The organism is Azospirillum lipoferum 4B, assembly GCF_000283655.1.
GTDB classification, from domain to species: Bacteria; Pseudomonadota; Alphaproteobacteria; order Azospirillales; family Azospirillaceae; genus Azospirillum; species Azospirillum lipoferum_C.
The window spans coordinates 527,501-552,974 of the sequence record NC_016585.1; the positions used below are offsets into that span (position 1 = coordinate 527,501).

At 66.4% G+C, this 25,474-nt stretch carries 16 protein-coding genes and 1 rRNA gene (1 of these 17 only partly in view); 3 read left to right on the forward strand and 14 right to left on the reverse strand.

What is annotated here, in order from left to right; genetic code table 11:
- Nucleotides 1-2,228, forward strand: a 23S ribosomal RNA gene (locus tag AZOLI_RS16185); it begins 518 nt to the left of the window's first position.
- Nucleotides 2,229-2,406: 178 nt separating this feature from the next.
- Here AZOLI_RS16185 and AZOLI_RS16190 read toward each other — a convergent pair.
- The 11 genes from AZOLI_RS16190 to AZOLI_RS16240 all read right to left on the reverse strand — a co-directional run bounded on the left by AZOLI_RS16190 (nt 2,407) and on the right by AZOLI_RS16240 (nt 16,977).
- A complete protein-coding gene (locus tag AZOLI_RS16190) occupies nt 2,407-3,513 on the reverse strand; it encodes a GNAT family N-acetyltransferase (RefSeq protein ID WP_014188241.1) in 1,107 nt (368 codons plus the stop codon).
- On the reverse strand, nt 3,510-4,526 hold the full coding sequence (nadE, locus tag AZOLI_RS16195; RefSeq protein ID WP_014188242.1) for an NAD(+) synthase: 1,017 nt from the start codon (nt 4,524-4,526) through the stop codon (nt 3,510-3,512). Before nadE ends, AZOLI_RS16190 begins: the two co-directional genes overlap by 4 nt.
- A gap of 55 nt (nt 4,527-4,581) precedes the next feature.
- Nucleotides 4,582-6,636, reverse strand: coding sequence for an asparagine synthase (glutamine-hydrolyzing) (gene asnB, locus AZOLI_RS16200; RefSeq protein ID WP_014188243.1), 2,055 nt, complete (start codon nt 6,634-6,636; stop codon nt 4,582-4,584).
- A 73-nt stretch (nt 6,637-6,709) separates the two neighbouring features.
- Nucleotides 6,710-8,302: a class I adenylate-forming enzyme family protein gene (locus AZOLI_RS16205; protein WP_014188244.1), complete on the reverse strand. Its 1,593-nt coding sequence runs from the start codon at nt 8,300-8,302 to the stop codon at nt 6,710-6,712.
- 98 nt (nt 8,303-8,400) lie between these two features.
- On the reverse strand, nt 8,401-8,694 hold the full coding sequence (locus tag AZOLI_RS16210) for an acyl carrier protein (protein ID WP_014188245.1): 294 nt from the start codon (nt 8,692-8,694) through the stop codon (nt 8,401-8,403).
- Between the two features lie 329 nt (nt 8,695-9,023).
- Nucleotides 9,024-9,956 (reverse strand): polysaccharide deacetylase family protein, encoded by a 933-nt coding sequence (locus tag AZOLI_RS16215; RefSeq protein WP_014188246.1) that lies wholly within the window; start codon nt 9,954-9,956, stop codon nt 9,024-9,026.
- 74 nt (nt 9,957-10,030) lie between these two features.
- On the reverse strand, nt 10,031-11,200 hold the full coding sequence (locus AZOLI_RS16220) for a glycosyltransferase family 4 protein (RefSeq protein WP_162488228.1): 1,170 nt from the start codon (nt 11,198-11,200) through the stop codon (nt 10,031-10,033).
- Nucleotides 11,201-11,577: 377 nt separating this feature from the next.
- The gene (locus AZOLI_RS16225) at nt 11,578-12,780 is read right to left on the reverse strand and encodes a glycosyltransferase family 4 protein (RefSeq protein ID WP_014188248.1); all 1,203 of its coding nucleotides are present in this window, start codon (nt 12,778-12,780) and stop codon (nt 11,578-11,580) included.
- A 24-nt stretch (nt 12,781-12,804) separates the two neighbouring features.
- Nucleotides 12,805-13,836, reverse strand: coding sequence for a glycosyltransferase family 2 protein (locus AZOLI_RS16230; protein ID WP_014188249.1), 1,032 nt, complete (start codon nt 13,834-13,836; stop codon nt 12,805-12,807).
- A gap of 88 nt (nt 13,837-13,924) precedes the next feature.
- Complete coding sequence (locus tag AZOLI_RS16235; RefSeq protein ID WP_014188250.1) at nt 13,925-15,253, reverse strand: O-antigen ligase family protein; 1,329 nt, start codon at nt 15,251-15,253, stop codon at nt 13,925-13,927.
- A 272-nt stretch (nt 15,254-15,525) separates the two neighbouring features.
- Complete coding sequence (locus AZOLI_RS16240) at nt 15,526-16,977, reverse strand: exopolysaccharide biosynthesis polyprenyl glycosylphosphotransferase (RefSeq protein WP_014188251.1); 1,452 nt, start codon at nt 16,975-16,977, stop codon at nt 15,526-15,528.
- Nucleotides 16,978-17,827: 850 nt separating this feature from the next.
- Between AZOLI_RS16240 and AZOLI_RS16245 the strand changes: the two genes are divergently transcribed.
- Both AZOLI_RS16245 and AZOLI_RS16250 read left to right on the forward strand, forming a co-directional pair.
- Nucleotides 17,828-19,306 carry a lipopolysaccharide biosynthesis protein gene (locus AZOLI_RS16245; protein ID WP_014188252.1) on the forward strand — a complete coding sequence of 493 codons (1,479 nt, stop codon included), beginning with the start codon at nt 17,828-17,830 and terminating at the stop codon, nt 19,304-19,306.
- 32 nt (nt 19,307-19,338) lie between these two features.
- Nucleotides 19,339-19,986: a serine acetyltransferase gene (locus tag AZOLI_RS16250; protein ID WP_014188253.1), complete on the forward strand. Its 648-nt coding sequence runs from the start codon at nt 19,339-19,341 to the stop codon at nt 19,984-19,986.
- An 89-nt stretch (nt 19,987-20,075) separates the two neighbouring features.
- On the opposite strand, the gene AZOLI_RS16255 is transcribed toward AZOLI_RS16250, so the two are convergent.
- The 3 genes from AZOLI_RS16255 to AZOLI_RS16265 all read right to left on the reverse strand — a co-directional run bounded on the left by AZOLI_RS16255 (nt 20,076) and on the right by AZOLI_RS16265 (nt 25,419).
- The gene (locus AZOLI_RS16255; protein WP_014188254.1) at nt 20,076-22,595 is read right to left on the reverse strand and encodes a cellulase family glycosylhydrolase; all 2,520 of its coding nucleotides are present in this window, start codon (nt 22,593-22,595) and stop codon (nt 20,076-20,078) included.
- A 221-nt stretch (nt 22,596-22,816) separates the two neighbouring features.
- Nucleotides 22,817-23,782 (reverse strand): class I SAM-dependent methyltransferase, encoded by a 966-nt coding sequence (locus AZOLI_RS16260; RefSeq protein ID WP_014188255.1) that lies wholly within the window; start codon nt 23,780-23,782, stop codon nt 22,817-22,819.
- A gap of 350 nt (nt 23,783-24,132) precedes the next feature.
- The gene (locus AZOLI_RS16265) at nt 24,133-25,419 is read right to left on the reverse strand and encodes an endo-1,4-beta-xylanase (protein WP_014188256.1); all 1,287 of its coding nucleotides are present in this window, start codon (nt 25,417-25,419) and stop codon (nt 24,133-24,135) included.
- Nucleotides 25,420-25,474 lie beyond the last annotated feature (55 nt).

A 25,474-nucleotide genomic window follows, 5' to 3' on the forward strand; every position in this document is an offset into this window, starting at 1 on the left:
TCGGAGCTTCCTTGCGAAGTGACGGCGTACCTTTTGTATAATGGGTCAGCGACTTAGAGTATGCAGCGAGCTTAAGCCGATAGGTGGAGGCGCAGCGAAAGCGAGTCTGAATAGGGCGACCGAGTTGCATGCTTTAGACCCGAAACCTGATGATCTAGCCATGGGCAGGTTGAAGGTGCGGTAACACGCACTGGAGGACCGAACTCACGCCTGTTGAAAAAGTCGGAGATGACCTGTGGCTAGGGGTGAAAGGCCAATCAAATCAGGAAATAGCTGGTTCTCCGCGAAAGCTATTTAGGTAGCGCGTCGCGTATTGCCGCGGGGGGTAGAGCACTGGATGGGCTAGGGGGGCGCGAGCCTTACCAAACCTAACCAAACTCCGAATACCCGTGAGCAGAGCGCGGCAGACAGACGGTGGGTGCTAAGGTCCATCGTCGAGAGGGAAACAGCCCAGACCGCCAGCTAAGGTCCCCAAATCACGGCTAAGTGGGAAAGGATGTGGGAAGGCCATGACAACCAGGAGGTTGGCTTAGAAGCAGCCATCCTTTAAAGAAAGCGTAATAGCTCACTGGTCTAGTTAAGCCGGCCTGCGCCGAAAATGTATCGGGGCTCAAGCCGTGTACCGAAGCTGCGGGTGTGATCTTCGATCACGCGGTAGCGGAGCGTTCCGTAAGCCTGCGAAGGGTGTCCGTGAGGCCGCCTGGAGGTATCGGAAGTGAGAATGCTGACATGAGTAGCGACAAACAGTGTGAGAAACACTGTCGCCGAAAGTCCAAGGGTTCCTGCGCAAGGTTAATCCACGCAGGGTGAGCCGGCCCCTAAGGCGAGGCCGAAAGGCGTAGTCGATGGGAACCAGGTTAATAGTCCTGGGCCTGGCGGAGGTGACGGATGGGAAAGCGTGTATGTCCTTATCGGATTGGACATGCTGTGGACCTGTTCCAGGAAACAGCCCCGCCGTATAGACCGTACCCCAAACCGACACAGGTGGACTGGTAGAGTATACCCAGGCGCTTGAGAGAATGGTGTTGAAGGAACTCGGCAAATTGCCCTCGTAACTTCGGAAGAAGAGGGCCCCGTTTGGACGCAAGTCCAGGCGGGGGGCACAGACCAGGGGGTAGCGACTGTTTACTAAAAACACAGGGCTCTGCGAAGCCACACAAGGCGACGTATAGGGTCTGACGCCTGCCCGGTGCCGGAAGGTTAAGAGGAGAGGTGCAAGCCTTGAATTGAAGCCCCGGTAAACGGCGGCCGTAACTATAACGGTCCTAAGGTAGCGAAATTCCTTGTCGGGTAAGTTCCGACCTGCACGAATGGCGTAACGACTTCCCCGCTGTCTCCAACACCAACTCAGCGAAATTGAACTCTCCGTGAAGATGCGGAGTTCCCGCGGTCAGACGGAAAGACCCCGTGCACCTTTACTACAGCTTTGCAGTGGTGCTAGGGACTTCATGTGTAGGATAGGTGGGAGGCTTGGAAGCCTGGGCGCCAGCCCGGGTGGAGCCAACCTTGAAATACCACCCTTGAAGTCTCTGGCATCTAACCGTGGCCCGTGATCCGGGTCCGGGACCCTGCATGGCGGGTAGTTTGACTGGGGCGGTCGCCTCCCAAAGTGTAACGGAGGCGCGCGATGGTGGGCTCAGAGCGGTCGGAAATCGCTCGTCGAGTGCAATGGCATAAGCCCGCCTGACTGCAAGACTGACAAGTCGAGCAGAGACGAAAGTCGGCCATAGTGATCCGGTGGCTCCACGTGGACGGGCCATCGCTCAACGGATAAAAGGTACGCCGGGGATAACAGGCTGATGACTCCCAAGAGTCCATATCGACGGAGTCGTTTGGCACCTCGATGTCGGCTCATCACATCCTGGGGCTGGAGCAGGTCCCAAGGGTTCGGCTGTTCGCCGATTAAAGTGGTACGTGAGCTGGGTTTAGAACGTCGTGAGACAGTTCGGTCCCTATCTGCCGTGGGTGTCGGAGTTTTGCGAGGATCTGTCCCTAGTACGAGAGGACCGGGATGGACATACCTCTGGTGCACCGGTTGTCACGCCAGTGGCATGGCCGGGTAGCTAAGTATGGACGGGATAACCGCTGAAAGCATCTAAGCGGGAAACCCACCTCTAAACCAGAGCTCCCTTGAGAGCCGTGACAGACCATCACGTCGATAGGAGGCATGTGGAAGGGCGGCAACGCCTGAAGCTAAGCCTTACTAATCGCTCGATCGGCTTGATCTCACCGAGCGCCATGCACAGCGGTAAGCCGCTCCATGGACGTCATCGAAGACGCATCCCGTCACTTGAAACTCGATTTTATCGCGAACAGCGAAAAGGCCGCCTCCCTTGTGGGAAGGCGGCCTTTTCGCGTTTGGCCGTGCAAGTGGGTTTGGCAGTGCAAGTGGATTGCCGGCTTCCTCTACTCGCCCAGGCCCTTGAAGCCCATGTCGCTGTCGGCGACGGTGACGAACCAGTTCTTCGGATCGCCGGTCGGCCCGGCAAGCTCCGGCTGGTCCAGCGCCGGGCGCACCATCATGCGGGTCGGCGTGTGCAGGCCGTTCTTCAGGCACAGGAAGCCCATCATCGACAGCGGCCGCGCCGCCTGGGCGTTCAGCGTCCGGCACATCAGTGCGACCATCCCCTGCCGGCGCGCCAGTTCGGTCATCAGCGAGAAGGCGGCCACCAGCCAGCCCGGCCGGGCCAGATAGTCGCAGATCACCCCGACCGGCTCCCCTTTCCAATGATCGACGCGCAGCACGACATAGGCCAGCACGGTCTCGCCGCGCATGACGTAGAAGCGGCGGAAGCGGTCGGCCTGCGGCGTGGTGTCGAAACGCCAGTTCAGGAAGGCCCAGTCGCGCCGGGCGATCACCGGGTGCTGCGGCGAGGCGGCCTCCCACAGATCGTCGACCCGGTAGTCGAAGCGGTCGATCTCCACCAGCCGGACGCCGAGCAGCTTGGCTGACAGTCCGTAGCCCATCGAGGCGGTGGCGAGCGCCGGCTTGCCGATCCGGGCGACCAGTTTGGCCAAGCCGCCGCCATAGGGGCTGACGCGCAGGCAGCGCAACGGATCGATCACCCGCAGATAGGTCGGCACATTGCCGAGGTCGAGCCAGCCCGCCCGCTTGTAGGACTTGTAGGCGGCCTCCGTCATCGACAGCGACACCGCGAGGTCGCTGGCGCTGGAATGGGTTTCCGACAGGGCGGGACCGACGCCGCGCAAGCGCCATTCCGGGGCGACCATCAGGTCGATCGCCCAGGAGGCCCTGCGGTTGCGCTCGCCGACCTTCAGGGCGAACGGAATGCCGCCCTGCTGGCCGACGACGGCACCGTTGCGCTTGCACAGCCAGAGCTGCGGTCCCTCATGCTCCCGTTCCGGCGGCTCTTCGAACAGCCAGTGGAAGTGGTCGGGACACAGCTGGATGGCCTCGGCGCCGAAATGAGCCCGCTGGAAAGCGTCGAGGGCGGCGCGGTCATCCGGCTCGTACCGTCCGACGCCACGTTGTTTCCAGTCGATGACGCTCATGCTTCATCCCCGACGGATACCGGCTGCACCAGCTGGGCATTGCGCAGGATGCGGGCGGAGGTCCGGCGCTTCGCGGTGATGTCCTTGTAGACCCGACGGACCTGCGGAAGCGTCAGGTCCAGGGCCGCCGCCGTTTCCTCTTCCGTGGCGCCGTGGCCGTAGGCGCAGAGCGCCAGGTCGAGCTTGTCGTAGGGCAGGGCATAGTAGAACTCCTCCTGCGACTGCGGCAGGGTGTAGGTGTCGGTGCTGGGCGACTGCGCCTGGATTTCCGCCGGCAGGCCGAGATAGGCCGCCATCCGGTAGACCTGCGACTTGTAGAGGTGGGCGATCGGCTTCAGGTCGGCCAGACCGTCGCCGCCGCGCACGAAGAAGCCCAGCTCATATTCCAGCCGGTTCGGCGTGCCGAGCACCGCGTAGTTCAGGCGGTCGGCATGGGTGTATTCGACCGTCTTGCGGATGCGCTGCTTCAGGTTGGTGGCGGCGACGACGTCGAGATAGACGTCCACCGGCATGCGGCTGGTCTGGCGCTCCCCCTCCGGCGATTCGACGGTCAGGGTGAAGTAGTTGACGCGGTCGGCGTCCAGCAGGTTGCCGGCCAGACCGATCTTCTGCTTCCATCCCGGCCCGAATTCCGGGAACAGCCGGCGGATGGCGTTGTCGCGCCGCTCGTAGCAGCCCAGCGCCTCCAGCGGACCGGTGATGTTCTCCATCACCGGGGTGACGCCGAGATGCTCGCAGAGCAGGGTGCCGAGACGGGTGCTCTTCGGCGAATTTTCCTTTTCCGGCATCAGGATGCACAGCACGCGCTCCGGCCCCAGGGCCCGGACGGCGAGCGTGGCACAGACCGAGCTGTCGATGCCGCCGGACACGCCGAGCACGATGCCCTGGCGGCGCAGATCCTGGGCGACGATGCGTTGCATGGCGTTTTCGATCTCACGCGCCGCGGCCGCGCAATCCAGATCGAGAGCCTTGGAATCGAACTGAGCGAGGGGCGAGGACAGGGCGTTCAGCATGGTCACGGTTCCCGATGGGGGTTGATGCATCGTCGGTCGATTGGGCGCGCGGCGGTCAGGCCGCAGTGGGCTGTGGCGTGACGGTCCGGGCGTCGGCATCCCGATCTTTCAATGCCCGGTCTTCCAGCACGTGGATTTCGGCACGGTCCAGGGCGGCCCGCTGGTCGCGGATGCGCTGGGGAAGCTCGTCATGGACGTAATGGGCCAGCAACTGCAGGGTCAGGGTGCCGACCAGCGCCATCTCCTCCCGCTCGCCGGTCATGCGGCCGTTCTGGCGGTGAGCCTTGTCGGCCAGGGCGGAGACGGCGTCGGCGTCGGTCAGGCCGTAGCGGGCGAGTGCTTCCGGCGACAGCAGGTCGCGGACATAGTCCGGGGCGCCGTCGCCGAACAGGGCGGTGGTCATCGGCGCGCGGTAGGGGCGCTTCGGCCGCTGAAAGATCTCGGCGGGCAGATGGCGGGCGGCGAGCCGGCGCAGGGCCAGCTTGTCGCGCAGTCCCAGCATCTTCACCCGGTCCGGCAATGCTGCGCAGAGGTCGTCGACCGCCGGGTCGAGGAAGGGATAGCGGACCTCGATGCCGTTGGCCATGGCGACGCGGTCGCCCTGCGCCGACAGCAGATAGGGGGTCATGAAGGTGGCGATTTCCGCCCATTGGCTGCGCGCCAGCGGCGACCAGCGCGACCAGCCGTCCGGCAGATGGGCCGCCACATGCGCCTCGAAGGCGGCATCGTCGGCGGCGGCCTGAACATCGGCGGACAACAGGCGCTGCGACCATGCGGTGTTCCGCCAGCGGGTGCGGTGGGCGTAGAAGGTCTCCTCCGTATCCATCATCCCGCGCTTGAAGAAGGCCTGCCACAGCGGGCTGTCCTTCTGGCCGTTGACGGCAGCGAAGGGATGAACGCGGCCCAGCAGCTTCGGCCGCGCCTTGCTGTCGGGCTGGCGCGCCCAGAAGCGGCGGACCTTGTCCTCCTTGAAGATGTCGTAGCCGGCCAGCCACTCGTCGGCGCCCTCGCCGGACAGCACGACGCGGATGCCGCACTCGCGCACCAGACGCGACAGCAGGAACAGCGGGGCGGGGGCGGTGCGGACCAGCGGCGTCTCGCCGTGGCGGATGACATCGGGCAATGCCGACTGGATGTCCTGCGGGCTGCAGAGGATGTCGTGATGCTCGGTCCCGACATGGCCGGCGACCAGCCGCTGCTGCGGCGTCTCGTCGAAGCCGGCATCGGTGAAGCGGACGCCGAAGCTGTGCATGTGGGTGGTGTCGAGCTTGCGGGCCAGCGCGGCGATCACCGAGCTGTCGAGCCCACCGCTGATGTAGACGCCGACCGGCACATCGGCGCGCAGCCGCAGGCGGATGGCGTCGAGCAGCTTCTCCTCCAGCCGGTCGGCCGCCTCGTCCAGCGACAGCTTGGCGAGCGAGGGATCGGCGGCGAAGTCGGGTTGCCAGTAGCGGTCGACATGCAGGGCAAGGGCGGAGTCGACGCGGATGGCGGTGGCCGCCGGCACGCTCTCCACCCCGGCGAACACGCTGCCATGCGGCGCGGTGCTCCAATGGGTGAAGACCTGGGCGAGACGGGCCGGGTCGAAGGCGGGCGTCACCCGGCCGCCGCCGAACAGGGCCTTGGCCTCCGACGCGAAGACCAGATGATCGCCGCGCCGCGCATAGAACAGCGGCAGGATGCCCAGCCGGTCGCGGACCAGCCACAGCTCGCGCCGCTTGCTGTCCCACAGGCAGATGGCGAACTGGCCGTTCAGCATGGCCCAGGTGGCGGGGCCGTATTCCTCGAAGGCGTGGACGATCACCTCGGTGTCGGTTCGGGTGTAGAAGCGGTGGCCGCGCGCCTCCAGATCCCGCCGCAATTCGACATGGTTGAAGATCTCGCCGTTGAAGCTGATCCAGAGGGTGCGGTCCTCGTTGTGGATCGGCTGGAAGCCGCCGGCGAGGCCGACGATGCTGAGCCGCGCATGGGCAAGCCCGATCCGGTCGTCACGATAGAAGCCGTAGCCGTCCGGACCGCGGTGGCCCAGCATGGCGATCATGCGCTTCAGCTCGTCCAGACCGGGCGGTTCGGCATGCGATCCTGCGAGAACTCCGGCGACACCACACATGAGCGTGCTCTCTGTCCTGGGGTGGGTGTTGTTCTTGGTGGTGTTCGGGGAATGGGAAGGCTTTGCCCCCTCCCTAACCCTCCCCCGCTACGCGGGAGAGGGGACCGATGCTGCCATCGGACGCTTGCATTACCCCAACCAGTTCCGCCCGCCGGATCTTTCCGGAGTCGGTCTTCGGCAGGCTGTCGCGGAACTCGATGAATTTCGGCACGAGGTGGCTCTCCAGCCGGCCGCGGCAGTGCTGGCGGATCGCCGCTTCCGACAGGGCCGCACAGTCGCGCGGGACGAGGAAGGCCTTGACCGCCAAGCCGTCCGCCTCGTCGGGGACGCCGATCACGCAGGCCTCCAGCACGCCGTCCAGTTCGTACAGCGCGTTCTCGACCTCTTTGGGGCTGACCTTCTCGCCGCGGCACTTGAACATGTCGTCCTTGCGGCTGACGAAATAGAGGTGCCCTTCGGCGTCCTGGGTGAAGAGGTCGCCGGTGAACAGCAGCGTCTCGCCCTGGGGACCGCGGCGCAGGCGGCGGGCGGTCTCCTCCGGCCGGTTCCAATAGCCGCGCATCACGTTGGCGCCGCGCACCACCAGCTCGCCCAGCTGACCGGGGGGAAGGCGGTTGCCCTCCTCGTCGGCGACGAAGGCCTCGCAATTGGGGATGGCGCGGCCGACGGAGGCCGGCTTCGCGTCCAGTTCGGCGGGGCTGAGCGTGCTGATGCGGGTGCAGCACTCCGTCATGCCGTACATGGAATGGAAGAGGGCTTGCGGAAACCGCTCGCGCAGGCGGCGGAGATGGGCGGCGGGCAGCGGGGCGGCGGCGTTGGTCAGATAGCGCAGGCTGCCGAGATCGGCGGTCTTCGCCGCGTCCAGCCCCAGCAGGGTGGAGAAGACCGTCGGCACGCCGGGCAGGCCGGTGACGCGGTGCTGGACCATGCGCTTCAGCGTTTCCATCGGGAAGGCGAAGGACCGCTCCAGCACCAGGGTGAAGCCGATGCGGGCGCCGGTCATCACCTGGGACAGGCCATAGCCGAAGGTCAGCGGCAGGACGCACATCACCACGTCGTCGGGCGTGTTCTCCAGATATGTGGAGATCGCCCAGCTGGTGTTGACGTGGTTGGCATGGGTCAGCATCACGCCCTTCGGCCGGCCGGTGGTGCCGGAGGTGTACATGATCGCCGCCAGATCCTGGTCGATCAGTCCGGGATCGGCCGGCTGCCGCTGTGGGGCCGCCAGCGCGTCGGCGTAGAGCAGGCCGGTGGCGCCGTCGGGCAGGCCGGCGCCGACCCACAGGACGGCCGGCGGCGTTTCCACCGCCTCCAGCGCCGGCAGGACCTGCCGGGCCAGCGCCGCCGGTGCGATCAGGAGCCGGACGCCGGCATCGGGCAGCAGGTAGGTCAGCTTGTCGGCCTTGGTGGACGGATTGACAGGCACGAAGACGCCGCCGGCCTTGAGGGTGGCGAAGAGGCCGGCAACATACTCAATGGAGTTCTCCAGCATCACCGCGACGCGGTCGCCGCGGGCGATCCCGGCCGACTGGAGCGCGCAGGCGATGGCGTCGCTTTCACGATCCAGCTCGGCGAAGCTGCGGCGGGCATTCCCGGCGATCAGCGCGGTGCGGTCGGGATCGCGCCGGGCCGTGTCGGTGAGGAACTGGTGAACCAGATGGGCCATGGGTAGAGTGTCCTTCCTGCCTTTGCCCGTCCTCCTGGCCGCGCCCGTGTCGGCCATGTCCGCTGTGGCCGCTTCCGCCGCCGCCGGTCCCTGCGAGGTCAGGCGGCGTTGCGGAGTTCCTGCTTGCGGCCGACGAAGGCGGCGATGCGGTCCACCGATTCCAGGTTGTCGGCGATCATGTCGTCGTCATCGACGGCGATGCCGAAGCGTTCCTCCAGGAAGGCGACGACGTGCATGATGCCCGTGCTGTCGATGATCCCCGACTCCAGCAGGGATTCGCTGTTGTCGAAGCCGGAGTCCTTGCCAAGCAGGAAGTTCTCCACGATGAACGCGCGGATTTCCGGCAGGGCGGGAGCGGTCAGGGTCGTGTCGGTCAGGGTGGCGGTCCGCATGTCTCTGAAAACTCCTGCTGGGTTCGGTCGACTTGGGTTGCGTCGCAAAAGGGGGTTCTGTCGAAAAAGGTCCGTCGAAACGGGGTTCTGGCGCTTCGTCGGCACTGTCCGGGGGCGGGTTGCGGCTGACCCCCTGCCTGCGGTCCTTCCGTCGTTCCGGCCTTTGATTTCGCATCGGCGTGATATGCAATTTTATTGTGATCATCGCGCTGCTTTGCGAGGGATCAAAGGATAGGAGTGCCTAGAAGTCTGTGGTTAGCCACTCTGTTGTCCGGTTATAGGGCCAGTTGACGGTGTCCTGACCTTTGGTATGCGAAAGTAATTGGCGGTCATATGCCTGCGGATTTGGGTTTCGTCATCGTACCCGACCATCCGGACATGACCTCTCCGGCATCGGCGCCGTTGCCGCCGCCCTTGCGCTTGCGCAGCCACGCCGGAATGCCGGTCAACTGCACGCTGAGCCATTCCACCGTCGCGTCATCGGACACCGGGAAGGCCTTCAGCCGCAGGGGATCGCTGGAGGCGTCGTTCCAGCCGGGATCGATGGTGCGCGCGGTGCGGTAGCCGGCGCGGCGGATCTCCTCGACCTCGCGGTCGCTGAAATCGCCGTTGGGGAAGGCGAAATGGCGGCAGGGCCGGCCCAGCGCCTCCTCCAGATCGGTGCGGCACAGCGCGATCTCGTCGGCGCAGCGGCTGTCGTCACATTGCAGGAGGATGGGGTGGGTTCGGGTGTGGGCGCCGTAATCGGCGACGTCGGTCATCCGCGCGATCTCGTCCCAGGTCATCGCCTGGCGGTCGGCGCCGTCGCGGTCGGGGTCGTTGCCGGCCTCGGCCAGCAGGCGGCGGCGTTCGGGATCGGGGACCCGCTTCAGCCGCTCCACCCCGATGCCGTCGGCGGCGGGGGTCTTCCACCAATAGGGGCGGGCGGTGCCGACGATCCGGCTGCAGAGATAGATCGTCGGACGCAGGTCGAATTCGCGGAACACTGGCGCCAGTTCCGTGTTGTTCCGATGACCGTCATCGAAGGTGATCACCAGCGGATAGGCGGGCAGCTTGTCCCACCGGCCGGTTTCCATCGCGGTCGCCACCGCATCCAGGGTGGTGAAGCCATAGTGCTTCGAATACCACCGCAGATGCTCGCGCAGCACCTCCGGTGTCGGGTCGTGGTAGACGACGATGGTGACGCCGTGGCGCGCCTTCAGGAAACGCTGCATCGCACCGAATCCCGACCAGCGCACCAGATTGGCGATGGCGCTCTTCATGGTGCATACCCTCCTTCTTGTCGATGCTTCCGGCCCGGCCGGGCCAGACCGGAAGCAGGTCTGGATCCGAGACTTCAGCCGGTCGTGCTCTTGGAATGGCCCGTCGGTCCGGAGGCCGGCACCGGCCCGGCCGGGACAGCGGGGGCCGTGCTCACGCTGCCGCGCGAGTTGCGGCGGTAGATTTCCAGCAGCCGCTCGCGGAACACCGCGACGTCGAACTGGCGCTCCCACCGGGCGCGGGCGCCGGCGCCGAGGTTGCGGCGCAGGGTGCGGTCGTCGATCACCCGCGCCAGCGTGCCGGCCAGCGCGGCGACATCGCCCGGCGGCACCAGCAGCCCGGTCTCGCCGTCGGCGATGGCGTCGGGAACGCTGCCGACCGGGGTGGCGACGATGGTCAGGCCTTCCGCCATCGCCTCCAGCACCGACATCGGCAGGCCTTCGAACATCGAGGGCTGGACCAGCACATGGGCGTTGGCCAGCTCGCGCCGGCAGCCGGTCTGATCCAGCCAGCCGGTGAAGGTCACGCGGTCGGCGATGCCCAGCTCCGTCGCGAGGCTGCGGTAGGTCTCCAGATCGCCGTCGCCGGCGATGGTGACCTGCCAGTTGCGGTCGCGGCAGGCGGGGGACGCCAGCGCGTTCAGCAGGACGTCGATGCCCTTCAGCTTGATCAGCCGGCCGAGGAACAGCAGGCGCACCGGACCGGCGAAGCCTTCCTCCGCATCGTCGCGGACGGGGGGCTTCGCCGGGCCGGGAACGGCGTTGTGCAGCAGGGTGGTGCGCTGGCGCGCTTCCGGCCCGAAGGCCTCGGCGACCCAGTCGCGCCAGAATTCGCCCAGCACGACGATCTCGCCGGTCATCGCCATCATGCGGCGGATCGCCCAGCGCATGATCGGGCTGGAGTCCTTGAAATGCTTCGGGAAACGCCCGCCATGCAGGTGCAGGACGACCGGCACGCCGAAGGCGCGGGCCATGGCGATCAGGATGCCCTTGCGCAGGACGCTGCCATATTCCGCCATGTGGATGTGGACGAGGTCGGCTTTTCCGGCGACGAAGCAGCCGGCGAGGCGGGCGGTGGCCCGTGCGAAGTAGAGGGGCATCAGGTGGAATTTGCCCGGACCGTAGCTGTCGACCACCTCGAACTTCACATCCGGGCAATTCTGCCGGAGATCGGTGGTGAAGTTGTCGACCACACGGCCCATTCCGCCTTTCTCCTGGGTGCCGCCGGGGGAGACGATGTAAATCATGTCCACTCCTGATCCTTTCCCGGCCCGCCTTTCCTCTTTCGCGTCCCGGCTTTTCACCGTGTGACGTCCGTCCTTCGACGGCAGCGGCGGGCTTGTTTTGTTATAGGCCTCTAACCCTTTTGCCTGTCGGTCAGGCGCCGGGGGATTGCAAGCTGTGGTGCGGCCGGTCGGCTGCCGCCGGTTGGAACGTTCCGCGGCCGGTGACCGGGCGACGTGCAGGTGCAAGTTTACGCGATGCCGCAGCCGCACGCTGTGGAGCGACCGAACGGGTTGGCCTGCCGGTATGGTTACCCAACCTGTGCATCAGCACTCTCCATTCCGGTTATATGCTTCTAATTGTTTTCTACCCCGATCATCGAGCCGGCGACCGGTTGCCGTCACCGCCGTTTGGAGGCCGCGGCGGCCGATCTGGCCAGCTTGTCCAACTCCCCCGACAGCTCGGTTCCGCTGCGGTCCAGCTCCTGGTAGATGGCCAGCAGGGACTTGGCGTAGGCGTCGATCACGAACTGCTTCAGGAACAGCCGGCGCCCCTGCTCCGCCAGCCGGCTGTAGAGCGCCGGGTCGTTGCCGACCTCCACGACCGCGTCCGCCAGGGCGGCGGAGTCGTTGACCGGGATGATCCGTGCGGTCTTGCCGTCGGTCAGCACCTCCGGGATCGAGCCGACCGGGGTGGTGATCACCGGCAGCCGTGCCGACAGCGCCTCCAGGATGACCATCGGCAGGCCTTCATGGGTCGAGGGCAGCAACAGCATGTCGTGGGAGCGGATGTGGGCGTGCGCCTCCTCCCGGCCGATCCAGCCGAGGAAGCTGCACTCCTCCGCCACGCCCAGTTCAGCGGCCATGGCGCGGTAGCCGTCCACGTCGCCGCCGCCGCCGATGGTGACCCGGAAGGGCTGCCCGCGCTCCTTCAGCAGGGCGCAGGCGCGCAGCAGGGTGCCGATGCCCTTGCGTTCGGACAGGTTCGCCAGCACCAGCAGGGACAGGACGGCCCCCGGTTCGGGTGGCGGACGGGTGCCGAGATCGGCGCCGACATCGGGAACGGCGTTGTAGAGCACCCGGATCTTGCGGGGATCGGTGCGGACCGACTGGACCAGATAGTCCCGCCAATTGTCGCCCAGCACGACGACCCGGCCGCAGCGGTTGAACAGCCAGCGGCTGATCGCGCGGGCGAAGGGGCCGCCTTCGAAATACTCGACGAAGGACGCGCCGTGCAGATGGACGACGGTGGGGCAGGACAGCAGCCCGGCCACCGCCTGCACCGCCGCCTTGCGCAGGAAGCTGCCGCGCTCCGACACGTTGATGTGCACGACCGACGCCCGGCGGCGGGCCAGGATCCAGGCCATCCGCGCCAGGGTCAGGCCGAGGTGGAAGGGTGACAGCAGAACGCTCCCGGTGCCGCGGGTATCGAGGATGATCGATCGGGTCGTCCCCGTCTTATCGAACTGGTCGACCACATAGCCCGTCATGCGGCCGATGCCGCCGCCGCCGTCGAGCGCACCCGGCGTCGCGAAGACGACCACGGTGCGCTTGGCCGTTTCCGGCTGACGGCCGGGGGCGCGGCTGTCGTTGATGCTGTCCATAGGCGTCAGGGTCCTTTTTCCGGCTCAGGCAGCGTCGGACGCGGAGAACAGGGCTTGGCGCAGCCGGCGTCGCAGTCCGACCGGCATCAGCGAATGCATGGTGAAGGTGGCGAGCGCCATCGGCGTCGGCTGGCCGTCGCGTAACGCGGAATTCAGGATCCGCCAGCGGGTGCCAGCGGTGCGGGCCGCCTGCTCGCCGCCGGTCGCCTGGAGAAGAAGGCTGGCGTAGGCGCGCGGGGAGAGGTGGTTGCGCATCTCCTCCGCCCATTCCAGCGCATGGTTGATGTTGTGGCAGGTCGACAGGGTGACCCGGTTGTCCTCTTCGGTGTAATGGACGGCCATCACGTCGGGGATATGGATCAGCGCCACGCCGTCGATCCGGCCGCAGGTGATCAGCCATTCCCAATCGTCGAACCGGGACTTGGGGATCGGGTTGCGCAGCAGCAGCGCCTTGGGCGTCAGCAGGGTCGTGGTGGGGGCGAAGGTCTCGCCCTTGAACAGCCCGCGGCGGACGAACAGGTAGTCGCCGATGGCGTCGGCCGGCGTCGACAGCCGGCGCGGCCAGGCGAAGGTGCCGCGGGCGGTCACCACCTGACAGCGGCAGCTGACGATGGGGAAGCGGATGTCGGCCGGGCGGGCCGCCATCTGCAACTCCACCTTCTCCGGCATCCAATGGTCGTCGTCGTCGAGGAAGGCGATCCAGTCGCCCCGTGCGGCGCGCACGCCGATGTTGCGGGCCTCCGCCGCGCCGTGGTTCGTCTCGAGTTCCATCACGGTCAGCCGCGGATCGGCCAGCGTCGCCAGATGGGAGGCGGTGGCAGGATCCGGGCCGTCGATCACCACGATCACGTCGAGGTCGCGGTAGGTCTGGTCGAGCGCGCTGCGCACCGCCCGCATCACCATGTCCGGACGGTTGCGCGTGGGGATGACGACGGTGACCTGCCCGTTGGGCGCCGCCTCGTCGTTGGCCGCCTGTTCGCCGGCTCCTTGCTTGCCGGCCCCTTGTTTTCCATTTGCCGGACGGTTGACGCTCGCCGGCTCGTTGTTCTGGCTCATGGGTCTGCCTTCGGTCGAAGGAAATTGGGAAAGGTCGCTGGTGGCGTGGCCCTGTGCAGGCCGGCTGTTTGAAGGCCGGATGCGGCGGCTAGAGCCCCCGGCTCTGGATGGCGTAGGCCGGCCCCATGCCCGACGGGTTCATCCCGGCCGGGGCATGCCGGTGCAGTCGCGCCTGCTCCGCGGCGCGGTCGTTCAGCATCCGCTGCCAACGGCTCTGCTGGACCAGACGGACCACGGCGATGGTGGCGATCACCCAGTTCATGGAATGGCGCTCGGCGAACACGCTCTCCGACACCGACACCGCCAGCAGGGCGCAGCCGACGGCGAAGGTCCAGGCGGCCTCGGGCCGGCTGTTGCCGTAGCGGGCGGCGAAGAAGCCCTGGAACAGCAGGCGGCTGAGCAGCACCAGCACCAGCGCCACGCCGACCAGCCCGAGGTCGAGCGTCAGCTCCAGCCAGCCGCTGTGGGCCGAGGTGATGCCCCAGTCGCGGGTGAAGCTGGAGCCCGGACCGTTGAAGCCGAACCAGTAGGCGGCATAGCCGTAGCCCTGCAGCGGACGCTCGCCGACCGAATGGACGATGTGCTCCCACAGCACGGTGCGTCCGGTCAGTGTGGGATCGCGGCCCAGCGCATAGAGCACGTCGTACCAGAAGGTGGCGCCCGCGGTGATCATGATGACCAGCAGGGCCAGCAGCAGCGCCATGGTGGGGGCGAAGTTGCGGATGCTGCCGCGCAGCATGGTGGTGGACAGCAGCGCCACCGACACCAGGATGGAGGTGATCAGGCCGGTGCCCGACCGGCTCATGACGATCAGCAGCATCGCCAGGATCATCAGCGGCCGGGTGACCCAGCGGCTCTGCTCCTTCTGCCAGTCCAGCCAGACCAGGGCCAGGATCAGCCAGACCATCATGCGGCCGGTCACGTTCTTCTGGAAGAACACGCCCTTCCAGGCGCCGACATGCTGGGCGCTGTCCAGCCCGATCTCCGGCATCGCGAAGATCATGAAGAAGGAGGCGAACATCAGCACCGACAGCCCGACCACGATCAGCCGCATGATCTCGGGGAAGCGGAACCGCAGGCCGAGCCAGATGCCGAACACCGTGGTGAACAGGAAGGCGATGGACCGGCGCAGCGTCACGTCCGGGAACAGCGACCACAATGCGGTCAGGAAGGCGAAGGCGACCATCGCCGTCAGTGTCGGGCTGGCGAAGGGAATCTGGAAGGCGATTGCCGGCCTCAGCGCGATTGCGCCAAGCAGCAGGACATAGATGCCGCCGTAGAACATCGTGACGCCGGCGGAATCCAGGTCGCCGGCCAGCGGGTCGCCGCCGGTCAGCATCAGCGGAAGCACCGAGCCCCCGAAGGCCATGATGCCGATGACGGCGATGCTCTTTTCCAGAAAATCCAGGATTTTCATCGGCTTTCCCTTAGGCTGCCGTACCGGGTTCGGCTTTGCAGCACTGAAGATGCGGTTGCCACCCCCCATCTCGTAGCCGGGCGGTGGCGTTAGACCGAAGGAGGCCGCGCCCGAAAGGGGTAGCCGGAATCGCGTTTCCCGCTCGCTTTACCGCCCGAAAAAGGGAATGGACCCGAAGCATTTTCCGGAATGGTGGGGGCACGGACGAAAAAAGACCCCCGCGCGGGTGGCGCGGGGGTCCGGCTGGCATTCGGTCCGGGATGGCGGCGGCCTTACGAACCGTCGCCCTTCAGCACCATCACCGCGGTCTTGCAGAGGATGAAGAAGTCGAACAGCAGGCCGCAGTTGCGGACATAGAAGACATCCATCGACACGCGTTCCTGGAAGGTGGTGCGATGGCGGCCGGACACCTGCCAGTAGCCGGTCAGGCCGGGACGGACGGAGCCGATCACCGCGGCGGAGTCACCCACCTCCGGCAGTTCCTTCGGCATGTAGGCGCGCGGGCCGATCAGACTCATGTCGCCCATCAGGATGTTCCACAGCTGCGGCAGCTCGTCGAGCGAGGTCCTGCGCAGGAAGCGGCCGAGCGGGGTGATGCGCGGATCGACCGTCAGCTTGTGGTAGGTCATGTATTCTTCACGGGCGACCGGGTCGTTCTCCAGCAGCTGCTGCAGCTGTTCCTCGGCATCGACATGCATGGAGCGGAATTTCAGCAGGTCGAAGGTCTGCTTGCCGCCGGCCCAGCGCTTCTGGCGGAACATCACCGGGCCGGGGCTGTCCAGCTTGATGGCGACGGCGAGGCCCAGCATCAGCGGCGCCACCACGACCAGCAGGATCGCCGACAGCACGATGTCCATGGCGCGGCGGATGCGCAGGTAGCCGGTCGGCGGACGGACGCTGACGCGCAGGGCCAGCGAGCCGTGCAGGTTGTGATAGGTGGCGTCGACGGCGCTGACATTGCCCTCGCCCAGCACGCAATAGACCTGGCGGAAGGGCAGGGTGCGCACCAGACCGGTCAGGTCGCTGCCGTGGCGCCCCATGTCGGCGACGATGGCGGCGGTGGCCTGGCGAGCGACGGCGGGCGATTTGGCAAGCAGTTCGACCGGACCCATCACCGGCAGGCCGGCGACGCGGGTCTGCCACAGGCTGTCGTCGTCGTCGACGAAGCCGACCGGACGCATGCCGAGCCAGGGCAGGCGCTGCAGCTTCTCGGCGATGGCGGCACCCTGCGGGCCGGCGCCGACGATTATCACCGGCGTGCGCCAGTCGAGCGCGCTGGACAGCAGCCCCTGGATCAGCAGCAGGTCCGCCACATAGGTGACGGCGAAGCCGAGCAGCGCGATGGACAGCGCCTCCACGAAGAAGGAGCGGAAGCCTTCCATCACGATGAAGGGGACGGCCAGGACGGCGCAGCACAGGAAGGCCGCCTGAAAGGTCCGCCTCGTCCGTTCCATGTAGTCGAAGCGTCCGAGGGTGTAGATGCCGAACACCGACTTCACCAGCGGCACCAGCATCAGGCCGGTGACCAGCGACCGCTGCCAGGCGGCGGCCTCCACCGGATCGATCAGCGGGTCGGTGCCGAGGAAATGGGTGAGCGTCCAACCCACCAGGGCGAGAACGAGGCCATCGGAGAGTGCCAGCAACAGCCCGGGGGCGATCGTCGGTAACGTCGCCTTCTTTGCCGAGGTCAGATCGATGACCGCTTCTGGGTCCAGTTTGCTCATCGCAGGTCCCGTGGTTGAAGGGAATGCCAGCCACCGCACGGCCATTCGTGCGGGTGGTCGCTCGTCATCAGCGTCTCTTGGGAAACGGCCCGTCTTTACTTTGCTGCGCCGCGAATTCTGCAGCGGCGCATTTGTGTAAAGATCGCTCTTTCATGATTTTTGTCAGCCGATCCGCGGTTCGTTGATGACGAATTAGGATGAGGAGGCGCAGGCAGCAACAGTGCATACGGACGTTGATTTCGCGTCAGCGATACCACCGGAGTTTCAAAGGGTGCGCACACACGAATATTAATGGGGATACTTTTGGATGCTGTACCCGGGGGGGATAGCGTTTCGGGGTAAGGGCAAGGTGGTGTCGCACCCCTGTCGACACCTGGACTCACCGCAAATAATGGGTAGAAACCTGCGGCAGGCTCCCTCGACCGGCCGGATCTTCGCGGCGCGGAAGGGGGTGATCGCCAAACTTGCGGGGAGGGGTGTCCGCCCGGCTTTCCCGATGGAGGCGGGTCAGCAATTCCGAGCGAAGGCTCGGCGCGAACGCACCCTTGCAAGTTGCAGGGCGTAGGAGGCAGCATTCCTGTTCGCCGGAAAGCCTATTCTGAAGGTCCGGTTCCTCCGGCGGGTCCGCTGACCGAAGCCGTGGTGACTAGCACCGAAGAGTGCCGCCGTCGCTTCAAGGCCGAATTGACGCTTTCCGGACCGCCGCCGAGATTTGGCGCGGTCCTTTCCCGCGCTCCATTTCCGTCGTGCGCCTGTGTGATGCACCGGACGCCTCCACCCCATCCCGAGTGGGGCCGGGGCGGGCGGGGCCTGGAAGGGACGGTGGGTAACAGGGGGCGAAGGAAACCGGATGGCTCTCGAAGCTGGCACCATCATCAAGCATGGCTGGATGTTCATGGTGGCGAATGTGGTCAACCGCGCCGCGGGACTGCTTCTGCTGCCGCTCTATGCCAAGGTCCTGTCACCGGCGGAGTTCGGCGTCTATGCCCTGATCGGCGTCGTGGGCGACATCGTCGCCGTCATGCTGATGATCGGAATGATCAACGCCTTCACCGTCGTCTATTTCGAACATCCGGACGAGCGCGGCCGGTCCCGCGTGGTCAGCACGACGATGATCGGCCTGTGGGCCGCCTCGCTGGCCCTGCTGGCGGTGGCGCTGCCGGCGGGCTGGGGCGCCAGCGAGCTGCTGTTCGGCAGCCGCGACCAGGGACCGATCATCGCCTTCGCCTTCGCCGGCATCGCCTTCAGCGCGGTGTTCGAGCTGGCTCTGGCCTATTACCGGGTCCACAAGCGGTCGGGCACCTGCCTGCTGATCTCCGTCGGCAAGGCGGTCGGGTTGATCGGCCTCAACCTCGGCTTCCTGCTGTGGATGGATCTGGGCGTCACCGGCATCTTCCTTGCCAACGCCATCACCTTCGTCGGGCTGGGCGTCGGGTTGACCGTGGCGATCCTGGCGGCGAACGGCCTGGGATTCTCCTTCGGGCTGCTGAAGCGGGTGACGGTGCTGGGGCTGCCCTTCATGCCGCAGACCATGCTGGACATGGGCAACCAGTTCGCCATGCGCTATCTGGTCAACCTGCTGATGGGCGTGGCGGCGGTCGGCGTGCTGTCCTTCGGGCTGCGGCTCGCCACCATGCTCTACATGTTCCTGACCGCGTCCTTCCTGCAGATCTGGTCGGTCAGCCGGATCGAGGCGCAGGAGAACACCGCCGGCCGGGAACAGTCGGAATTCGTCTTCTACCTGTTCGTCGTCCTGCTGTCGGCCGCGGCGCTGGGCATGGCGCTGACCGCGCCGGAGGTGCTGTGGCTGATCGCCTCCAGCGAATACGACACGGTGCTGCCCTGCATGCCGTTGCTGGTGCTGGCCTATGTGGTGCACGGCGTGCGCATGCATGCCGAGGTCGGGCTGGTGAAGACCAAGAAGGTCGGCGTGCTGCCGGCGATCTCGCTGGGCGGGCTGGCGGTCGGCGTGCTGATCATGGCGGTCACCCTGGGGCCGCTCGGCCTGATGGGCGGGGCCATCGGCGTGCTGGGGCGCGAGCTGGCGATGCTGGGCGCCACCGAGGCGCTGTGCCGCCGCCTCGCCCCGAAGGAGCCGCCGCTGAGCGCGTTCCGCGTCCTGGGCATCCTGGCGCCCGGCGCCGTCGCCTATCTGGCCGGGCTGGCCCTGTTCGGGTTCGAGGTGAACCCCAGCTTCACCGCGGCCAAGGTCGGCCTGACCATGCTGTTCGCCATCGTCGTCCTGTTCGGGCCGAGCTTCGGCAAGACCGACCGCGCGATGCTGTTCCGCATGGCCGGCCGGTTTCTTCGCCGTCCGCAGACGGCGTGACAATGATTGACCCCCGGGAGGATCACACCGCGATGCAGGACGCTCCCCGCTACACCTATCGGCAGACCGTCGCGGCGGATGCCGTCCGCTACGGCGGCGGCTCCGGCCTTGGGGCGGTGCTGAAACTGCTGGCCGGCAACCGCATGTTCCGGGTGACCTTCACCTTGCGCAGCTGCCAAGCGGCGAACCGGATGACCGGGCCGCTGCGCAAGCCACTGCTGACCACTTGCCGTCTGCTGCATCGCTGGACCCAGCATTCCGCCGCCATGGATCTGCCGTGGGAGACCGAGGTCGGCCCCGGACTGCGCATCCTGCACGGTTGGGGGCTCGTGGTGAACGCCAACGCCCGCATCGGCGCCAACGTCACCCTGTTCCACGGCGTCACCCTGGGCCAGAAGGACGACCTGCTCCCCGGCGGGCGGGTGACCCATTATCCGGAACTGGGCGACGGCGTCTGGGTCGGGCCGCATGCGGTTGTGATCGGCGTGCCCATCGGCGACGAGTGCATCGTCGCCGCCTCCACCGTCGTCACCAAGCCGATGCCGCGGCGCACCGTCGTCGCCGGGAATCCGGGCAAGGCGGTGGCGGAGGTCACCATCCCCGACATCCCGCATCCGGCGCCGGTCGGCGATTTCGCCGTTACTGCCGCCATGGCGGAACCGGCTGCCGTACCGGGCTGAGGCCGCCGAAAAAAGGGGGGACCGGCAGCATGGCTGCCGGTCCCCGCAATCGGTCGATGGGCCGTCCGGTCGTTGGAGCGGCTCTGCCGTCAGGCGGCGTGGGCCAGGCTGCCGTCGGTCGTGTGCAGCTCGTGGTAGTTCACGCCCAGGTTGGCATAGGACAGGTCCGCGGCGAACGCGTCCTGGCTGGCGAGCGCCGCCGCCGACAGGTCGCCGGCGGTTGCCGGGTCGTTGGCGGTCGTCATCGTGTGGGCCAGCAGGTCGGCCGAGTCCAGCGATGCGGCGGCGGCCTTGGCGGCGGCCGAGACGATCGTGCCGGTGCCGGTGGCGTCGGCGATGGTCGCGGCGGTCGAGTTGGAGATCTTCAGGCCGAAGGTCTCGTTGCCTTCCGTCACGCTGTCGCTCAGCACCTTGACCGTGACGGTCTTGGTGGTCTCGCCGGCGGCGAAGGTCAGCTTGCCGCTGGTGGCGGTGTAGTCCGAACCGGCCTTGGCCGTCCCGTCCACCGTGGCGTAATCCACCGTGACCGGGGTGCCGGAGGCCGACGACAGCTTCACCGTGAAGGTGGCGTTGGCGGTGTTCGGCGTGCTGGAGCCGCCGGGGGTGTCGAAGACGGCGCCTTCCATGGCCGGCTTGATCAGGTTGATCTTCGACTGGTTGATGGTCTTGTAGTCGTCCATCAGGATGCCGCCCACGTCACCGGATTCCGGCGTCCAGGCCCAGAAGGTCCAGCTCATGCCCTTGTCGCCGGCGGCGATGTCGCTCTTGCCGTCCAGGTTCCAGTCGCCGTTCAGGTACTTGCCCATGGTCCGGGCCCAGGTCTGCTCGGCCGAGCTGTTGAACAGGCCACCCCATTCGCCGAGCAGGATCGGCGCGGTGTCGTTCTTGTACAGGTAGCCCCACATCTTGTCGTACTGGGCCGGCAGGTTGTTCGGATAGGCCGGATCGTTCAGCCAGCTGAAGTTGCCGACGCTGTGGCCGTAGGCATGCGGCGAGTAGACGAGCTTGTTGGGGGTGTCGAACTCGATGGGGCGCGACTGCGCACCGGCCAGCGTGCTGCTCCACTCCGTGCCTTCGACGAACAGCAGCCAATCCTTGTTGACGGACTGGATGGCGTTGCCGATGCGCTCCGCGGCCGAGGCCCAGTCGGTGGCGGCGCTGCCGCCCCAGGTGGCCGTGACGCTCGGCTCGTTGTGCAGGTCGGCGCCGATGACGGTCTCGTTGCCGGCATAATGCTTGGCCAGCATCTTCCAGTTCTCGATCACCGTCGATTCCGGGAAGCGGTTGCTGTACCACAGCCCATGTTCGTTGGTGCCGGCGCCGCCGTCGTTGCGGTGGTGGTCGAGGATCACCTTCATGCCGAGCTTGCCGGCATGCTCGATGACCTTGTCATAGACCTGCAGACGGGTCAGGCCGACCAGATCCGGGTTCTTCGAATAGTCGATGCCGTTGGTCACCGCCGAGCTGGTGAACATCTCGTCCGACATGGTCAGGCGGATGGTGTTGAAGCCGACCGACTTCATCTTTTCCAGATGGCCCTGGTAGCTGTCGGCCCACAGGCCGGCGGGCACATAGTTGTAGCCCTCGCCGCCGAACCAGTTGATGCCGGTCAGGCGAACCGCGTTGCCGGCCTCGTCGACGATCTGGTTGCCCTTGGTGCTCAGGAAGCCCTGGATGCCGCCGGAGGAGGTGTTGCCGGTCGGCTCGGCCACCGACACGTCGCTGACCGACAGGCTCGGCTGCGACGGGTTGGACGGGTTCGGCGTCGGCGTGGTGGCACCGGCGAACCAGGACTGGTCGGCCTTCACCTCCATGGTGCTGTTCCACCACATCGCCTTCTGGCCGGCGACGATGTCCTTGCCGTCCAGGGCACCCTTGTCGATGGACACGATGCTGTCGGTCGGGGCGACGGCGTGGCCGCCGATGGTGATCTTGTTGACATACAGGTTGCGGTCGGCGCCGTTGACCACGCCGTCGTTGTCGAACTGGATCTGGACCTTGTGGGCCATGTCGGCGCTGACGTTGGCGTTGAAGGTGAAGTCCTTCGCGGCGGTGCCGGCGGTGGCTTCACCGATCACCTTGCCGTCGACCAGCACCTTGAAGTGGGCGTTCACGCCGCCGGCCGCATTGCCGTAGGCGTTCACGACGATCGGCGTGCCGCCGGTGGCCGGGGGGGTGGGGGTGGGGGTGGTCGGGGTCCCGGCGGCGCCGGCGAACACGTCCTTGGACATGTTGAAGTCGAGCGAGCCGCTCCAGGACAGAATTTCGCGGCCGGACAGGGTGCCCTGGCCCTCAGCGGCGTAGGAGACCGTCGAGCTGTTGGAAGCGATGGTCTTGCCGTTGACTTCAATCGACTTGACGATCAGATCGCGGTACATGCCGGTCTTGTCGGTCGACAGCCAGTCGTTGTCATACACGACCTGGACTTTGTGCGCGGCGTCCGGCGCCACCTTGGTGGTGAAGCTGTACCGGCCCGGGCTGGTGGAATTGACCGTCGCCTGGCCAACGGAGACGCCGTCGACGAGGAACTTGAAATGCGGCCAGACTCCTCCGGCAGCCACACCCGAGGCATTGACGACGAAGGTCATATCGACGGGGTTCGTTGCCATTGGAAGCATCCTCTTTTCCGTGATTTCGCTGGAGCCCAAACTGTCCGGAAAAGGTTAACGAGGTATTTCAAATTTTAGGGAAATGCGGCTCTAATGCCACTGTCACCTGTGAAAAGAAAGGGACACGAAAAACCCCTTTGCCGATGCATCGCTGCAACAAAGGGGTAGATCGCGTCCCTGACTCTATTCTTTTCAGTGCTTTAGCGGCGCATGGAATGGGGTCATTTGGGCTTGTGAGCCACCACGAACACCTCCGGCCGGAACATGAAGAGCTGGCCAACCCTTCCGAGCTTGCGATTTAGGGTTAACGGCAGCTGTCCCAAAAATGCCTCAACCAGCCGCACATAGCCGAAATAGGCGCGGCTTGCGAAATGCAGGTTCAGCCGGCGGCGCACCGCCATCGGCACCACATAGACCGCCTCGACGCGGTCGAAGCCGGCCTGGCGCAGCATCGCCGCCGTCTCGCCCCAGCGGTATTCGCGCAGATGCATGCAGACCGGCTCGTCCAGGCCGAACACCTCCGACAGGTCGGCCGGGCCGGCGAACTTGTGCGGCATGCTCAGGACATATTTCCCGCCCGGCTTCAGGATGGTCCGGACATTCGTCATGTGGGTGACGACGTCATCGGGATGCATGTGCTCGACCACATGGGTGGAGATCACGCTGTCATAGCGGTCGGCCGGCTCGAACCGGGCCAGATGCACGCCGTCGCTGTTTTTCCAGGTGATGTTGGAGTCCTGCTCGATCCAGCTGGCGCCGCGTTCGCGCGTCACCTCGGTCGCGACGCAGCGGTAGCCGTGGCGGGCGAGATAGCGCAGCAGCCGCGCCTTGCCCGATCCCACCTCGTACACGTCCTGCGGCCCGCCCAGCAGGCTCAGGAAATGGCGGAAGTCCAGCTCGTCGTTGCGGGTATGGGCGTCGTCCTCCGCCTCGTTCAGCCAGGGGCAGCTGCTGTAGAGCGTGGTGTAGGCCCGCTCGAAGGCGTCCCAGCGCTCTTCGGGCTCGGTCGCCAGCAGCTCGCGGGCAAGGCGCCGCTCCAGATCCCAGTGGCGATGCACCATCTCCGCCGTCAGCGGATAGGTCGGCGAGAGGTGGAACTTCCGCCGGTAGCGCTCGACGAGGGCGTCGCCGCCGGCTCGGTCGGCGGGCAGGCGATCCATCGGCAATGTGTCGGCTGTGTTCTGCACGATAGACCTCTCCTTCAGGGGGTGCCGGACGCTTCGAGGGACTCTAAACGGGAGCGTGAGCGGACGCTCGCACGCGAAGGGGCAGGCGCGCGGGCCTATCGGAGGGGGTGGGCTCCGAGAAGGGCGTACCCCCGACGTGCGCCGCACAGCGTCAGGTCTGGGGGCCGTCCCGGATTTTGATCTTTCCGGATTGAAAGCCCTTCTCCCCTTGCGGGAGAAGGGTTGGGATGAGGGGTGCGGCGGCCGCAAGGCCGGTGCGATCCTGATTTGCGCCCCCTCACCCCAACCCCTCTCCCGCGAGGGGAGAGGGGCTTCGGTAAAGGACAAGACTCGGATATCCCGGAGGCGCCTCAGCCCGACCGCGCCTTGCCGGTCCGCGCCTTGTCCTGCAACGTATTCACCACCGCCGCATAGAGCGGCAGCGGCCGGGAATTCGCATCGTAGGGGGAGGGGTGGGGCTTCAGCGCCGCATGCTCCCTGGCGATGAAATTCAGGTCGGAGCGCAGGTGCCACCAGCACAGCTCCTCCAGCCGGGCATTGTCCAACACGTCGGCCAGATAGTTGCGGGCCAGCAGGGCCAGCGCGCGGTCCTTTTCCGCCCGCGACCAGGAGCGGGGCAGGCGCGTCTCGTCGACGTCCATCTCCGTCAGATGGACGGACAGGCCGAGCTTGTCGACCGCGCGCAGGAACTCGCGCATGCCGGCGCTGTCATAGGGCTTGCCGCCGATCAGGTGGCTCTGCAGCCCGATGCCGTGGATCGGCACGCCGCGCTTCACCGCCCCGGTCAGCCAGTCCAGCAGATAGGCGCGCTTACGCTGTTGCCAGCCCTCGTCGATCTCGATGCCGAACTCGTTCAGCACCAGCTTCGCCTTGGGGAAGGCCTCGTGCACATGGTGGAAGAAGGGGTCGAGCCATTCCGCTCCCTTCTCGGCGCCGCCGGCCGCCACCCACCACATGCCGCGGCGGAAGCCGTAGCGGTCCTGCTGGCGCGGGTGGCTCTCCTCCGTTTCCCAGAAGAAGACCTCGTTGGCCACGTCGATGCGGTAGAAGATGTCGCCGTAGCGCTGGCGCACCGCCTCCACCACGCCGGTGAAGCGCGGCCAGACGTTTTCCTCACTCAGCGTGCCTTCGGGCGAGAAATAGGCGCTTTCCGAAATGCCCAGCTCCGCCTGCCGGGCCGCCGGAAGCTTCATGTAGGGCGGCATGCCCATATGCTGCCAGATGATCGTGTGCCAGTTCGGCGTTGCGCCGATGGAGCGTGCCAACTCGACCGCCGCATCGAAGCGGCGCCAGTCGTAATTGCCTTCGGTGTGCTGCAAGAGACCCCATTTGCCGCCGTTCTCGGGGGTGACGACGTCGCATTCCCGCGCCATCAGCCGGTCCAGCATCGGGTCTTCCGGGTCGATGTAGTGGTCGCGCGCCGCGCCGTGGCGGATGCCCAGCGCCCGGCAGGCGTCGCGCAGCGTCACCGCCGGCTCCGCAGCCCCGGCGGCGGCTTTGGAAGAGGCGGCCTCCGCCGGCATCGGGCCGGAGGCGCCGCGGCAGCTGGCCAGCACGGCACCGGCGGCGGCGGTCCACAGCAACTCGCGCCGGGAGGGGCGCCATTTGGGAAGGCCGGTCTTCGGAAGCGTGATCATGGGGAGGGGCTTCTCCTCTGGTCGCGATGGCCGTTCGCTGAGTCCGTCCTTGACA

Excerpts from the sequence above, each read along its gene's own strand:
- AZOLI_RS16215 (WP_014188246.1), bottom strand. The coding sequence starts at position 9,956 with ATGAAGAGCGCCATCGCCAATCTGGTGCGCTGGTCGGGATTCGGTGCG.
- AZOLI_RS16235 (WP_014188250.1), bottom strand. The coding sequence starts at position 15,253 with ATGAAAATCCTGGATTTTCTGGAAAAGAGCATCGCCGTCATCGGCATC.
- AZOLI_RS16205 (WP_014188244.1), bottom strand. The coding sequence starts at position 8,302 with ATGGCCCATCTGGTTCACCAGTTCCTCACCGACACGGCCCGGCGCGAT.
- asnB (WP_014188243.1), bottom strand. The coding sequence starts at position 6,636 with ATGTGTGGTGTCGCCGGAGTTCTCGCAGGATCGCATGCCGAACCGCCC.
- AZOLI_RS16225 (WP_014188248.1), bottom strand. The coding sequence starts at position 12,780 with ATGGACAGCATCAACGACAGCCGCGCCCCCGGCCGTCAGCCGGAAACG.
- AZOLI_RS16250 (WP_014188253.1), top strand. The coding sequence starts at position 19,339 with ATGCAGGACGCTCCCCGCTACACCTATCGGCAGACCGTCGCGGCGGAT.
- AZOLI_RS16245 (WP_014188252.1), top strand. The coding sequence starts at position 17,828 with ATGGCTCTCGAAGCTGGCACCATCATCAAGCATGGCTGGATGTTCATG.
- AZOLI_RS16255 (WP_014188254.1), bottom strand. The coding sequence starts at position 22,595 with ATGGCAACGAACCCCGTCGATATGACCTTCGTCGTCAATGCCTCGGGT.
- nadE (WP_014188242.1), bottom strand. The coding sequence starts at position 4,526 with ATGCTGAACGCCCTGTCCTCGCCCCTCGCTCAGTTCGATTCCAAGGCT.
- AZOLI_RS16265 (WP_014188256.1), bottom strand. The coding sequence starts at position 25,419 with ATGATCACGCTTCCGAAGACCGGCCTTCCCAAATGGCGCCCCTCCCGG.
- AZOLI_RS16230 (WP_014188249.1), bottom strand. The coding sequence starts at position 13,836 with ATGAGCCAGAACAACGAGCCGGCGAGCGTCAACCGTCCGGCAAATGGA.
- AZOLI_RS16210 (WP_014188245.1), bottom strand. The coding sequence starts at position 8,694 with ATGCGGACCGCCACCCTGACCGACACGACCCTGACCGCTCCCGCCCTG.
- AZOLI_RS16240 (WP_014188251.1), bottom strand. The coding sequence starts at position 16,977 with ATGAGCAAACTGGACCCAGAAGCGGTCATCGATCTGACCTCGGCAAAG.
- AZOLI_RS16220 (WP_162488228.1), bottom strand. The coding sequence starts at position 11,200 with ATGATTTACATCGTCTCCCCCGGCGGCACCCAGGAGAAAGGCGGAATG.
- AZOLI_RS16190 (WP_014188241.1), bottom strand. The coding sequence starts at position 3,513 with ATGAGCGTCATCGACTGGAAACAACGTGGCGTCGGACGGTACGAGCCG.